The 12,974-nt window shown below is 72.0% G+C and carries 9 protein-coding genes and 1 pseudogene; 4 read left to right on the forward strand and 6 right to left on the reverse strand.

Annotation, left to right across the window (positions count from 1 at the left end; translation table 11 throughout):
- Nucleotides 1–231 precede the first annotated feature (231 nt).
- The 4 genes and pseudogenes from ACIBCM_RS22285 to ACIBCM_RS22300 form a co-directional block, all read right to left on the reverse strand.
- Nucleotides 232–1,971 (reverse strand): citryl-CoA lyase, encoded by a 1,740-nt coding sequence (locus ACIBCM_RS22285; protein ID WP_399245769.1) that lies wholly within the window; start codon nucleotides 1,969–1,971, stop codon nucleotides 232–234.
- A gap of 372 nt (nucleotides 1,972–2,343) precedes the next feature.
- Nucleotides 2,344–2,715 carry an acyl-CoA dehydrogenase family protein gene (locus tag ACIBCM_RS22290; protein WP_399246080.1) on the reverse strand — a complete coding sequence of 124 codons (372 nt, stop codon included), beginning with the start codon at nucleotides 2,713–2,715 and terminating at the stop codon, nucleotides 2,344–2,346.
- A gap of 185 nt (nucleotides 2,716–2,900) precedes the next feature.
- Nucleotides 2,901–3,524, reverse strand: a pseudogene (locus ACIBCM_RS22295) (acyl-CoA dehydrogenase family protein); the annotation flags it as partial.
- A gap of 450 nt (nucleotides 3,525–3,974) precedes the next feature.
- Nucleotides 3,975–4,718 carry an IclR family transcriptional regulator gene (locus ACIBCM_RS22300; RefSeq protein ID WP_399245771.1) on the reverse strand — a complete coding sequence of 248 codons (744 nt, stop codon included), beginning with the start codon at nucleotides 4,716–4,718 and terminating at the stop codon, nucleotides 3,975–3,977.
- A gap of 348 nt (nucleotides 4,719–5,066) precedes the next feature.
- Between ACIBCM_RS22300 and ACIBCM_RS22305 the strand changes: the two genes are divergently transcribed.
- The 4 genes from ACIBCM_RS22305 to ACIBCM_RS22320 all read left to right on the forward strand — a co-directional run bounded on the left by ACIBCM_RS22305 (nucleotide 5,067) and on the right by ACIBCM_RS22320 (nucleotide 10,707).
- Nucleotides 5,067–6,101 (forward strand): LysR family transcriptional regulator, encoded by a 1,035-nt coding sequence (locus ACIBCM_RS22305; protein ID WP_399245773.1) that lies wholly within the window; start codon nucleotides 5,067–5,069, stop codon nucleotides 6,099–6,101.
- Nucleotides 6,102–6,284: 183 nt separating this feature from the next.
- The gene (locus ACIBCM_RS22310; protein WP_399245775.1) at nucleotides 6,285–7,331 is read left to right on the forward strand and encodes an MBL fold metallo-hydrolase; all 1,047 of its coding nucleotides are present in this window, start codon (nucleotides 6,285–6,287) and stop codon (nucleotides 7,329–7,331) included.
- A gap of 659 nt (nucleotides 7,332–7,990) precedes the next feature.
- Entirely contained in the window at nucleotides 7,991–9,700 is a 1,710-nt protein-coding gene (locus ACIBCM_RS22315; protein WP_399245776.1) for an FGGY family carbohydrate kinase, read from the forward strand.
- Nucleotides 9,697–10,707 (forward strand): NAD(P)-dependent oxidoreductase, encoded by a 1,011-nt coding sequence (locus ACIBCM_RS22320; protein WP_399245777.1) that lies wholly within the window; start codon nucleotides 9,697–9,699, stop codon nucleotides 10,705–10,707. Before ACIBCM_RS22315 ends, ACIBCM_RS22320 begins: the two co-directional genes overlap by 4 nt.
- Before the next feature lie 510 nt (nucleotides 10,708–11,217).
- Here ACIBCM_RS22320 and ACIBCM_RS22325 read toward each other — a convergent pair.
- Together ACIBCM_RS22325 and ACIBCM_RS22330 are read right to left on the reverse strand one after the other, a co-directional pair.
- The gene (locus tag ACIBCM_RS22325) at nucleotides 11,218–11,853 is read right to left on the reverse strand and encodes a class II aldolase/adducin family protein (RefSeq protein ID WP_399245779.1); all 636 of its coding nucleotides are present in this window, start codon (nucleotides 11,851–11,853) and stop codon (nucleotides 11,218–11,220) included.
- Between the two features lie 82 nt (nucleotides 11,854–11,935).
- Nucleotides 11,936–12,898, reverse strand: a complete 963-nt coding sequence (locus ACIBCM_RS22330; protein ID WP_399245781.1) for a sugar-binding transcriptional regulator — start codon at nucleotides 12,896–12,898, stop codon at nucleotides 11,936–11,938.
- Nucleotides 12,899–12,974: the final 76 nt, after the last annotated feature.

Raw genomic sequence — 12,974 nt, forward strand, 5'->3', positions numbered from 1 at the left:
TCGGCGGGCAGGCTCTGGGCTTTCTCCAGGAAGCGGGGGTTGGAGCCGGGGACCGCCAGACAGGAACGACGCGGACGGAGACGATCGAGGGTCATCTGGTGTGTGCCTTTCGTCGGTGGGGGAGCCGGGTGTGGTGGAGGCGGAGTGTGCGCGAGGTCCGGAAGCACGGATTCCCGGAAGCGCGAGGTCCGGATGTACGGGGTCCGGACGTATGGGTTCGCTGAGCCGGGATCAGCGCTGCGGCCGGTAGTCCGTGTCGCGCTCGACCTGGACGTACAACTGCTGGGCCATGCTCCGCGCGGTGCCGCGTTCGGCTTCCTCGGCGATGTGCCCGACCAGGCCGACGGCGCGTGCGGCGGTGACGACGGGCCGGACCAACTGCCAGGTGAAACCGATGTCGGAGAGAAGGGCGCCGAAGGCACCCGCGCCGTTGAGGGTGATCATCTTGCCCCGGCGGCGTTCCAGCTCCGCGTGTACGGCCTGGAGCAGACGGCCGTGGACGCCGAGCACCCCGTACTCCTCGGCGAGTTCGTAGAAGCGGGCGGTGCGGGGGTCGCGCGGGCGATGGGTGGGGTGGCCGAAGCCGGGCACCTTCTCGCCGGACTTCTCGTAGGTGTCGAGGATTCCGCGCGCCGTCGCCCCCAGGTCCAGATCCGGGCCCTGGTCCTGCTGCTGGTCGGTGTCAGGGCCGAGGGCGGGGGCGGCATTGCGCTTGTCGGCCGCGTCGGCGGTGGCTTCCTGGAGCATCCGGGCCGTGTGCTCACTCGCACCGAGGTAGACGCTGCCCGCCCCGAGGAGCCCCGCCGCGACGGCCGCCTGGGTGGCCTCCGGAGCACCCAGCCAGGTGAGCCGGGTGGCCAGCGAGCTGGGGGTGAATCCGTGCTCGGCGACACCGACCATCAGCGCGTTGAGCATCTTCGACTCGTTCCCGCTCGGCATCCGGCCCTGCGCGCCGAGGAAGACCAGGTCGGCCAGGCTTGTGTGGCCGATGACCTCCGAGCACAGGTCGTAGCCGTAGATATTGATCGAGTCGGGCTTCGAGAAGCCGATCCGGGTGGTGTACATGACTGCCCTACTTTCTTGTCGTGGGTTCGAACTGGTCACTCGTAAGATCAGCGGGACCCAGGGGCTCTGGGTATGGCTGGCATGGCTGCGCCGTGAGATGGCTGGAAAGGCTTGGCCGCCCGGAGCCCCGCGACGACTCGACCGCCAATTGGGAGATGCGACTCGATCGCTGTGTAGGGCAACGTCGGCGAGGTAGGCGACGACCGGGGAGACGTTGGCGGGGTCGAAGGGATCGAAGCCGGGGCCGGAGTGGGTGATCTTGTCGCCGAGACCGGGCGTGGACAGGGTCATACGGGTACGGGCGACGGGGGCGATGGCGTTGACGCGGACGCCGTAGCGCTCCAGTTCGCGGGCGGCGACGAGGGTCATGGCGGCGATCCCGGCCTTGGCGGCGGCGTAGTTGAACTGTCCGGGGTTGCCGCGCAGACCGGAGGTGGAGGAGGTGTTGATCACGCTGGCGCGTACGGTGTGGCCCGCCCTGGTCCGAGCCCGCCAGTGGTTGGCGGCGTGGTGCAACGGGGCGAAGTGGCCCTTCATATGGACCGAGACGACCGCGTCCCAGTCGTCCTCCGTCATCTTGCAGATGGTGGCGTCCCGCAGGATGCCCGCGTTGTTGACCAGGATGTGAAGGTCGCCGAAGGTCGCGACGGCCAGGTCGATCATGTTCTTGGCCGCGGCGAAGTCGTCGGCCGGCCCGGTGTCGGCGACGGCCTCGCCTCCGGCGGCACGGATTTCCGCGACGACCTGGTGGGCGGGGGACTCGTCGGTGTTGCGGCCGTCACCGGCGACTCCCGGGTCGTTGACGACGACCTTGGCGCCTTCGGCGGCGAGGAGCAGGGCGTGTTCGCGGCCCAGTCCCCGGCCCGCGCCGGTGACCACGGCCACACGGCCGTCCAGACTTCCCATGAGGTGACTCCTTGTCGTGGTGGCGGTTGCCGTTCCTGTGGTGCGTGCCGTCCGTGGTAGTTCCCTTCGGTGCGGAAGGCGCCGCTGTGGTGGCTGCCCCTGGTGGCCGTGGCGGTGGTGGCCACTGCTGTGAGGGTCCGGGCCGGCGCCGGTCCGCGGGAGCCGGGTGACCGTTCCGCCGGCCCTGTCGTCGCTCGCAGGTGCGGCCTCGGGCCCGGCTCGAATTCCGGTGTCCGGACCGGTTCGCGGTGGGGCCTTTCCGCGCGCGGGATACGGCCCCGGTCCGGTCCGAGGCGCTGCCGCCGGGCCGATCCCGGGAGCGGGCTTCCGTACCGTCCGAGGCCCGGCCGGCGAACCGGGCCGGGGTCCGTGTCAGCGACCGAGCAGCGTGTCAGAGATGATCTTGAGCTGGATCTCGGAGGTGCCTTCGAAGATCTTGGTGAGCCGTGCGTCGCGCCAGTGCCGCTCGACGGCGAAGTCCGTGGTGTACCCCGCACCGCCGTGGATCTGGATGCCTTCGCTGGTGACGTGTTCGGCCATCTCCGTGGCGTGCAGTTTGACCATGGACGCCTGGAGATTGGACGGCTGCCCGGCGTCGTAGTCGGTGCAGATACGGTGCAGCAGCGCGCGGGACGCCTCGATCCGGGTCGCCATGTCCGCGATCTTGAAACGGATGGCCTGCTTGTCGGCGATCGGCCGGCCGAACTGCACGCGCTGGGCGGCATACGCGATCGAGTCCTCCAGCGCCCCCCCCGGGCGAGGCCGATGGCCCGCGCGGCGGTGTGGATACGGGCGATGACCAGGTCGCCCATCGCGACCCGGAACCCCTGGCCCTCCTCGCCGACGATCATTCCCGGCTCCACCCGCGCGTTCTCGAAGGACAGCTCCCAGGTCTTCCAGCCGTGGTAGCCGATCTTGCGGACGGGCGTACCGGTCACACCGGCGGGCAGCGTGCCGCGCTCCTTGGGCATCAGGAAGCAGGTGATGCCGCGGGACCGGTGCTCGGGATCGAGGGGGCGGGTGCGGGCGAAGACCTGGAGGTAGTCGGAACCGTCGGCGAAGGTGCACCACATCTTCTGCCCGGTGATACGCCAGCCGCCGTCCGCCTCCGGTTCCGCCCGGCAGCGGAGGTTCGCCACATCCGAACCCGCCTCCGCCTCGGACAGGGCGAAGGCGCTCAGGAACTCGCCGCGCGCCATCCTCGGCAGATACGCGGCGCGCTGGTCGGCGTCGAAACCGTGGGCGAACTGCTGCCCCCTGGCGATCAGACTGGCCACGCTCATCCAGCCGCGGGCCAGTTCCTCGACCACGAGGGCGTACTCCGAGACACCGAGGCCGAGTCCGCCGTACTCCTCGGGAATGAGGATGCCGAAGAAGCCCAGCTCGGCCATTTTGTGGCGCAGTTCCATCGGGATCTCGCCCGCCACCGGGTCCAGCTCGTTCGCCACGGGCAGGACCTCCCTGGCGACAAACTCCCGTGCCATCGCCTGTATCGCGAGCCGGTCCTCGGTGAGGAACGGGACGGTCGCCGGGGTGTCATTGCCTGTGGTCACCGGAGGATTCCTTGTCCGCCCGAAAGGGCCGGGTCATCGCGCCTGCGGACGGCGCGTGGTTCCGCTGGGGTCGGGATGTCATGGCCGCCGGAGTCGTGGTGGCGGTCGGTAGGGGGGCCTGGGTGCGGGTGATTGCCGGGGTGTTCGGTCGGGTGTCAGTGGGGTCGGAGGCTCCGGGGGGTGATCCGGAGGCCGTTGGGAGGTCACTCGCCGGAGCCGGAGCCGGAGCCGGGCCGGAGCCGTAGGCGGAGTCGAAGTCGGGGCGGTGTACGGGCGGTGTACGGGAGGCAGGTGCCGGGTCCGCGGGTTCGGGCGGCCCGGGGGCGGTTCGGTGGAGTCGGCGAGGTGGGATGCGTGGAGCCGGTGGAGTCGGGGGCGTAGGGGGCGGTTGTCTCAGGTGCGTACGGGGGGCGTACGGGAACTCCCGGAGCCGGGGGAGCCGGGCCGGGGTCAGTCCGTGAGCGCCGCGCTGATCTCCTGGGCCGTGGCGCGGACCCGGCTGCCCCACCAGGGCACCCGGCCCCGGTCGAACCTGCTCTCCGGAACCGAGACGCCCACTCCGGCGACCGGCACCCCCGACTTGTCCACGACGGCCGCGCCCACCGCGCAGACGCCGGGCCGGTTCTGGCCCACGTTCACCGCGTAACCGTCGGCCCGTGCCTGTTCGATCGCGGCCCGGATCGCCGCGGGTTCCACCACGGTCAGCCGGGTCAGCCGGGGTACGGGCACCGCGAGCACCCGGTCCACCTCCTCCTCGGGAAGCAGCGCGAGCAGGGCGAGCCGGGCCGAGGTCACGGGCATCGGGGAGACGGCGCCCAGCCGGTTGAACGTACGTACCGGCTGCTGGGAGTCCACCCGCTCGATCAGCACCATGCGGTGCTGCCCGTCCGGGACCTGGAGGGTCGCGGTCTCGTCCGTGAGATCGCGCAGTTCCCGCATCGGGCCGAGCGCGGCTTCGCGCAGATCGCCCTGCCGGGCGGCTCGCCTGCCGAGTTCCAGCATCCGTAAGGTCAGCTCCCAGCGGGTGTACTCGGCACCGACGGGACGGATCCAGCCCGCGTCGGCCAGCGCACCGAGAGTGCGCTGCACGGTCGACTTCGGCAGTCCCGAGGACCGGGACAGATCACCGACACCGACCGGCTGGTGTTCGGAGACCAACTCCAGCAGGGACAGCGCCCGCTGCACACCTTGCATGTCCGTCCTCGATTCCCCGGCTCCTCTCGGGCAGCGATGGCTGCGGACCGGGCCCTGTGCAACGCGCCCGGTCCCGCGCAACCCGTCCACCGGCACGCTATGCCGCACAGCGGCATCAGTAAATCCTTGAGTTGTCTATAGCATGCATAGTTAACCCCTATGGGATGGGTTCCGCGGGCGGGCATCCGCGCGGGCGCCCGGCCCGCTCGCCCTCCTTCCCGACCTGCCGGCCCCGGTGGCGCGGGCCCCTTCGCGCGCGTCCGGCCCGCCGGGGCGACCGGGGTCGGATGGACCGGACGCGGTATCAGCGCACCCTTGAGACGCCCCGGCCTGTGATAGGTGTTGCCTGTGGATCGTCGCCATCTGGCCTACTTCATCGCGGTCGTCGAGGCCGGCAGCATCTCCGAGGCAGCGCGGCGTATGCATCTGTCCCAGCCCTCGGTCTCCCAGGCGATCAAGGAGCTGGAACGGGAGCTGCGCACCCCCCTCATCGAGCGCGGCCGCACCCTGACCCTGACCCCCGCGGGCCGTGCCCTGGTCGGCCCCGCCCGGCGGACACTGCGCGCCTTCGACGGTGTACGGGCCGCCGTCGAGCAGGTCGACCGCCTCACCACCGGTGTGCTGGATCTCGCGGTCGGACCCGCGCTCGGGGTCGACCCGGCGGTGCCCCTGATCACCCGGTTCAGCGCGCGCTACCCCGGCGTCCGGCTGCGCGTCCACGACGCCGCACCCGACGAGGACGGACTCGACCGTCTGCGCCGGGGCGAGGCGGAACTGCTGCTGCACACCCATGCGGCGGCCTACCCCAAGTACCGCTCGGTGCGACTGCCGCTCAGCGAGTCGTTCGCCGTGTTCCCGCCGGGCACGGGGCCGCTCCCCGACGGGCGGCTGGGGCTCGCGGAACTCGTCGGACGCCCGGTGCTGATGGGGCTCGCCCAACAGGCCGGGCTGCGCGCCTGGTTCGCCGCCGAACTGGCCGACCGCGAACTCCCCCCGCTCAGCGTCGTCGTGGAGACCGCGCACCGTGACGCCATCATTCCGCTCGTCCTGGCCGGAGTCGGGGCCACGCTGCTCCCCGAATCCGAGGCGCGGGCCGCCGAGCGGCTGGGAGCGATCGTGAGACCGCTCGACTTCACGGTTCCCCGCGCCTGTTACCTCCTGCACCGCGGGGACCCGCTGTCCCCGGCCGCGCAGGCGTTCTTCGATCTGGCCCAGAGCGGACTGGAGCACGGTCGGCCGCCTTCCGGGGGCGGGGTGGCCGGGAAGAGGGACAGCGCGGGGGGCGGCACGGGGGACAGCAAGGGGCGCGGCGACGGGGACGGCGGCAGGGACGACCAGAGTGGCGACGAGCGCGACGACCAGAGTGGCGACTCCTCTGAGTAAATAACTGTTCGCCGGTATTTCGTTGTCGTGGATCGGGGTAAGTTCCTTTTTGTCGTCATGAGAAGCTTGACATGTCTCAATCGTAGGCGAAAAAGTAAACAGCCGATCTTTGCTTGGAAGTAGGAGTGGGGACTGTGAGCGGCGGACACGCCCGTCGGTGCGAGTCCTGACGAGAGGAGCCCCGTGAGCATCGAGATCACCGGCCGCGAGCAGTGGCAGGCGTGGCAGGACGGTGTCCTGCCGCCGGTGGAACGAGTGGCCGACGGGCTGTGGTCGATCCCCGTGCCCATCCCCGACAATCCGCTGCGCTACGTCCTGGTGTACGCCCTCGAAGCGGCCGACGGTCTGGTGCTCGTCGACGCCGGGTGGGACGCGGAGGAGTCCTGGCTGGCGCTGACCCGGGGCATCACCTCGTTCGGCTACAGCGTGGCAGAGGTACGGACCGTCCTCGTGACCCATTACCACGGTGACCATTTCGGGCTCGCGGGCCGGATCCGGGAGGCGTCCGACGCGCGGGTGGCGATGCACTCCCTGGACGCGGCGGAGCTGAAGTCCATACCGGACAGCGTCGAGTTGTGGGCGGGGGCCATCGGCGATCACCTCCGCCGGCACGGGGCTCCGGAGGGCATGGCGCGTTCGGCGGCCGGCGGTCTGGAGCTGGAACGGCACCTCCGCCCGCCGATGCCGGACCTCCTGCTGGAGGACGGAATGACGATCCCCGCGGGCGGCCGGGAGCTTCGGGCCGTATGGACGCCGGGTCACACCCCCGGGCACACCTGCTTCTACGAGGAGGGGCAGCGGCTGCTGTTCTCCGGGGACCATGTGCTGCCGCGCATCACCCCGCAGATCGCGGTGGTGCGTCAGGGGCAGGGGGATCCGCTGTCCGACTTCCTCTTGTCGCTGGAGCGGCTGGACCGGCTGTCCGTGGACGAGGTTCTGCCCGCCCACGAGTACCGCTTCCGCGGACTGTCCCGGCGGGTCGCGGTGATGGCCGAACATCACGCCCAGCGGCTGAAGGAGCTCCACTCCCTGCTCGGGGACGGCCCCGGCGTCACCGCGTGGACACTGGCCGGGCAGCTCTCCTGGTCCCGCCCCTGGGACTCGTTCAGCCCCACCAACCGCCGCTTCGCGCTGGCGGAGACGCTGGCCCATTTCAGGCTGCTGGAGATGCGCGGCGAGGCCCACCGCGCCGAGGGTGCGCCGGTGAGCTGGAGCCTGGCCGCCGCCTGAGCCCGGCGCCGGGGTGCGCGGGTGCCGCCGGTGCCCATCGCGTGAGGTCCGGTGCCCGGACGCGAGTGTGGTGTGTGCGGGGGAGCGTGGTGTGTGTACCCGTGAGCGCCGGGTCGGGCGCCTGGCGGTGCGCGTGGGCCCGGAGGTGGCGTACATGCGGAGGCGCGGGTACGGCTGACGGGGTGCGGGGGCAGGGCCGGGGCGGAGCCGCCCCGGCCTTCCGTGTGTTCCGGTGCCGTGGGCGGCGTACGGTCGTCCGTACGGCTGCCGTGTGCTGTGTACGCGCCCCCTTCTGCGTACGGGCCCCCGCGCCGGCTCCGGGAGGCGCCCGGTAGATCACGGCGCCGCGCCATGAGCCCCGCGCCAGGCGTCACACGCCGTGAGCCCCGCGCCGTGAGCCCCGCGCCCGGGATCCCTCCTGCGTCTGTGGCGCTTCCCGCGTTTCCGGGTCCATGACCTCCGACCTCCTGGCCTTTCGGTCCGTCCCTCTCGGTTCCCCGTATCGCCGAATCCCCTCCGGCAGGCCGCGCGGGCCCGGCGTACCCGCGGGTCGGCCCCCCATCGAGCCGGTTGACTGCGGCGATGCGCGCGCCTAGGTTGCTGCACTTTGGATCGTTCGATGAACCAATGTTCAGGAGATCGGTTGTGGAGGTTCCTCAGTGACTCGGCAGGCAGTGGTCGGCATCGACGCCGGCACGACCGCGGTCAAAGCCGTCGTCCTCGCCCCTGACGGGGAGCAGCTCGGCCGGGCGCGGGTGCCGTTGCGGGTCGCCCACCACGGTGACCGGGTGGAGCAGGACATGGACGAGGTGTGGTCCGCGGTCTGCGACACCGTGCGTTCGGCCCTGCGGCAGGCCGGTGACGGCGTGGAGATCGCGGCGGTCGGAGTGACCGGTCAGGGCGACGGGGCGTGGCTGGTGGACGCCGGTGGCCGGCCGTGCGGCCCCGCGGCCATCTGGATGGACGGCTCGGCCGCCGCCCGGGTCGCCGAGTGGGAACGGGACGGCCGCGGTGCCCTCGTACGGGGTGTCACCGGCTCGTCCCTGTTCCCCGGGGCCCTGCCGGTGCTCCTGGAACAACTGGAGGAGGACCGTCCCGAACGGCTGGCGCGGGCCGTCCATCAGCTGAACTGCAAGGACTGGATCCGCTTCCGGCTGACGGGTGAGGTCGCCACCGACGCGTCCGAGGCCTCCCGTACCTATCTGGACGTGTCCACCGGGACCTACTCCGACGCCTTGACCGAGGCGCTGGGCCATCAGCGCTTCCGGCGGCTGCTCGCGCCCGTACGCCCGCCGGAGTCGGCGGCCGGTACGGTCGGAGCCGAGGCCGCGGACGCCACCGGTCTGCCCGTGGGCGTTCCGGTGGCCGCCGGGCTGGTCGACGCCGCCGCCGCGGGAGTCGGGCTGGGCGCCGTGCGGCCCGGTGACGCCTATCTCATCGTCGGCACCACGGCCTTCGCCGCGACGGTCCGTCAGGAGAGCGGAGGCAGCGCCGCCGAGGGGCTGATCACGCTGGCCACCGGGCCGGGCGGGCCGGTCCTCGAATGCCTGGCCCCGATGGCGGGCGCGCCCAACCTCGACTGGGTCCGCTCGGTGACCGGACAGCAGTCCGGCGACTGGGCGGAGGTGGAGCGGCAGGCGCGGGACGCCGGGCCGGGCGCCGGTGGAGTCCTCTATCTCCCGTACGGCTCGCCCAACGGCGAACGGGCCCCGTTCGTCGACCGTACGGCCTCCGCCTCCTGGGTCGGCATGAGCGTCCGTACGACCCCGGGACAGCTGCTGCGCGCCGTCTACGAGGGAATCGCGTTCACCGTGCGTGAATGCCTCGGGGAACCGGCGGACGGGCGCGTTCTGCGGATCGCGGGCGGTTCGGCCTCCTCGGATCTGATGTGCCAGGTGCTCGCCGACATCACCGGGCGGCCGGTGGCCCGCTCCGGCGCCCCCGAGCTGGGGGCCCGCGGAGTGGCCGCGCTCGCCATGGTGACGGGCGGGGTGACCGGTGATCTCGGTACGGCGCTCACCGCCCTGGCCGGTTCCGTGGACACCTTCGCGCCCGAACCAGCCGTACGGGATCTGCACGACGGACAGGCCCGTGCCTTCGCCGCCGCCAGGGACGCGCTGCGGCCCGTCTGGCCGGCGCTGCGTGAACTGCGGTCGATGACCGGGGGTTCGGCGTCCGCCGCTTCTGGCGCTTCCGCGGGGCCCGCGTCCCGTAACGGTTCCGGTTCCGGTTCCGGTACGTCCGCCGGTTCCGGTTCCGGTACGTCCGCCGGTTCCGGTTCCTCCGGTACTTCCGACGCCGCGGGTACCTCCGGCGTTTTCGACAGCTCACAGTCGGCGCCCGGCGCCGATGGAATGGAGTCCCTGTGACCAGTGCGTCGTCCCGTACGCGGCTGCTCATCACCGCGCCGTTCGACCCGGCCGCCGCCGCCCGGCTGGCCGACCTGTTCGACGTCGAGGTCGTGGAGCCCTCCATGGAGGGCTCCACCCTCGCGAGGCCCGGGGTCGTGGACCGGCTCGCGGTGGCCGACGCGGTGGTCTGCGAGGTGGATCAGGTCGATCAGGCGGCCCTGGACGCCGCCCCCGCCCTGAAGTTCGTGGTCACCTGCCGGGCCAGCCCGGTCAACGTCGATCTGGCCGCCTGTACCCGCCGCGGCATACCGGTGGCCACCACTCCGGCGCGCAACGCCGAGATCACCGCCGATCTCGCCTTCACGCTGATCCTGTCCACGGTCCGTCACACCGGCGCGTCCGAGCAGTGGATGCGGGCCGGGAACTGGAGCGCCGACGACGTCTTCGAGCCGTACGCCCGCTTCCGCGGGATCGGTCTGGGCGGGCGGACGCTCGGCGTCGTCGGGGGAGGCGCGATCGGGCGCCGGGTGATGCGCCGGGCGCTCGCCTTCGGCATGAAGGTGCTGGTGTACGACCCCTTCCTGGAGCCCGGCGCGCTCGGTGACGACGCCGAGATCGTCGGCCTCGACGACCTCATGGGCCGTGCCGACGTCGTCACCGTGCATGTGCCGCTCAACGACTCGACCGTGGGGCTCATCGGTGCCCCGCAGATCGCTCTGATGCGTCCCGACGCCTACCTCGTCAACGCCGGGCGGGCGGCCGTCGTCGAGGAGGAGGCGCTGATGGCCGCGCTGAGGGAGAGGCGGATCGCCGGTGCGGGTCTCGATGTCTTCTGGACCGAGCCGCCGCCGGCGGACTCCGAACTGTTCCGGCTCGACAATGTGACGCTCACCCCGCATATCGGAGGGGCGTCCGACGACGTCATCACCGAGCACTCCCGGATCGCGGAGCGGGCACTGCGGGCGTGGGTGGCGGGGGATCGGGTGGAGGCGGTGGCCAACGGGGAGGTGCGGACGGGGGGCTGAGGGGTTCCGGTGCGAGGTTCCGGTGCGGGGCCGGGTCTGGGCACCGTTGCCCCGGGGGCCCGTTGCCCTCGGGGTTGGGCGATCTCCGGTCGGCTCCGTTGCCCTGGGCCGGGCCGGTTTGGTGTGGGTGCCCCTGTGGTGGTGCGGGCACTTGCGGGGGCGCTGCCCCCGGGCCCCCGCGCCTCAAACGCCGGCGGGGCTGATTTTCGCTGCCCGGGTGGGGCTGTTCTGGGTTTCCCGGGGCCCGGTCCGTCTTGGCGGGGCTGGTTGTTGCCGCCAGGGTTCGTGCGTGCGGGCCGGAGATGGGCTTCCACCGGGCTGCCCAGGTCGGGCTGGTTAGTGCTGCCTGGGTCTGTTCGTGCGGGCTGGAGGTGGGTATCCCCCCAGGCTGCCCGGGTGGGGCTGGTTAGTGCTGCCCGGGTTCGGTCGGGCGGCTGGCGAGGCGTGGCCGTGGGTGGGCACCCCGTCCCCACAGGGTGCCCACCCACGCGTGTTCGTGCGGTGGGACGGTCAGGCGTGGTGGAGGGAGGCCAGGGCCTCCGGGGGGAACGTCGCCGTCGTATTGCCCAGGGTGAGGGCGCGGTACGTTGCCACCGCCGCCTCCTCCAGGTTCATGGCGCGGCGGAAGGCCATGCCGATGGTCTCGCCGAGGGAGGAGCAGCCGTGGTGGGAGAGGACCATGCAGTTGTGGTCGCGGGCCTGCTCGGCTGAGGCGTCGGCGAGTTCGTCCGAGCCGTTGGGGTGGTAGGGGACGGTGCCGACGGACCGTACGTAATGGGCGTGGTCGAGGGTGATCAGCCGGATGCGTTCCCCGACCGCGTCGAGGAGGACCGCGTGCTGGGGGTGGAGGTGGACCACGCAGTTGACGTCGGGGCGGACCTGGTAGGTGCGCTGGTGGAGCTTCCACTCGCTGGACGGCTTGGCCGCGCCGCCGGTCCGCTCACCGGCCAGGTTCATCATGGTGAAGTCGGCGGGCTCCAGACGGTCCAGCCAGGTGCTCGCGCCCGTGACGACGAACTCGTCGGCGCCGGGCAGCCGGGCCGAGAGGTTTCCCCCGCTGGCGAGGACCAGTCCGCGTTCCACGGCGGTCCGGCCGACCTCGGCCAGCCGTTCGTACAGGTCCTCCCGGGTATGAACCGGCTTCACATCGTGTCCTTTCGTCCGAATACCTGAACGTCCGCGTGCTCGCATGCCCGTATGTGCCATGCGTGCATGCTCATGACGGTGCTCAAGAGGTGCTTGTGCCGGCGCTCGCCAGCAGTTCCTCGGCGGTGGTGACATCGGTCACCAGAACGTTGATCAGGCCCTGGCGCAGCGCGACCTCCAGGGCCTGCCGCTTGGAGGCGCCGCGGGCCACCCCGATACGGACGGGTACCGCCCGCAGTTGACCGAGGCCCGGGCCGATGAGGCGCTCGTCCACCTCGCCGGGCACCGCGGCGCCGTCCGCGTCGAAGAAGCGGCCGGAGATGTCGCCGACCGCTCCCCGCCCGCGGATACCGTCCAGTTCGGCGGGGCTGAGGCTCTGGACGAGCAGACCGGCGTCCACCCCCGTACCGCCGATGCCCGCGATCAGCACATCCGCCGATACGGCGCGCTCCAGCGTCTCCTGGACGGCGGGGTCCTCGCGCCACACCCGCGCCGCCTGGGGATTGCGCGCCAGCAGGGGCGCGGGCAGCTGATAGGCGTGCCCGTCCACGGCGGCGGCAAAGGCGAGGGCCAGTTCGAGGGAGCCGCCCGCCCGGGAGACGCCGCCCCGGCTGCCGGTGAGCGGAACGAAGCTCAGATCGCGGGCCGCGGGCCGGCGCAGATGCCCGGGAATCGCGGCGACCGACCCCGACAGGCCCACGGCGACGGTCGTGCCGTCCTCCAGGAAGGTCCCGACGCACTCGGCGGCCACCGCCCCCAGCGAGTGGAGGGCCCGGGTCCCGTCCTCGAACGCCGGGCCCACCCACGCCTGGCGCAGCGGGTAGGCGTCCGCGAGGGCCGACTCCAGGCCCACGAACAGATGGTCGTCGCTGTGCACCGTGATCTCCACGATGCCGACCCGCCGGGCCTCCGCCAGGAGCCGGGTGACCTTGATCCGGGAGAGCCCGCACAGGTCGGCGATCTCCTGGTGGGTCAGACCGTGCTCGTAGTACAGCCGCGCGATCTTGCCCAGGGGCGGTTGCTTCTGACCATTTGTTCTCTCCATTGATCCTCCGTTCGGATCCTGCCCCCGGGTCCGTCCGCCGGTCAAGGGGGCGGGGGCGGCCCTCCCAGGGCTCCCG

Origin of the sequence: Streptomyces sp. NPDC051018, from assembly GCF_044456085.1 — a bacterium.
GTDB lineage: Bacteria > Actinomycetota > Actinomycetes > Streptomycetales > Streptomycetaceae > Streptomyces.

Bases quoted from the DNA above. Each gene is read 5' to 3' on its own strand.
- ACIBCM_RS22330 (WP_399245781.1), bottom strand. From the start codon at position 12,898: ATGGAGAGAACAAATGGTCAGAAGCAACCGCCCCTGGGCAAGATCGCG.
- ACIBCM_RS22285 (WP_399245769.1), bottom strand. From the start codon at position 1,971: ATGGGAAGTCTGGACGGCCGTGTGGCCGTGGTCACCGGCGCGGGCCGG.
- ACIBCM_RS22300 (WP_399245771.1), bottom strand. From the start codon at position 4,718: ATGCAAGGTGTGCAGCGGGCGCTGTCCCTGCTGGAGTTGGTCTCCGAA.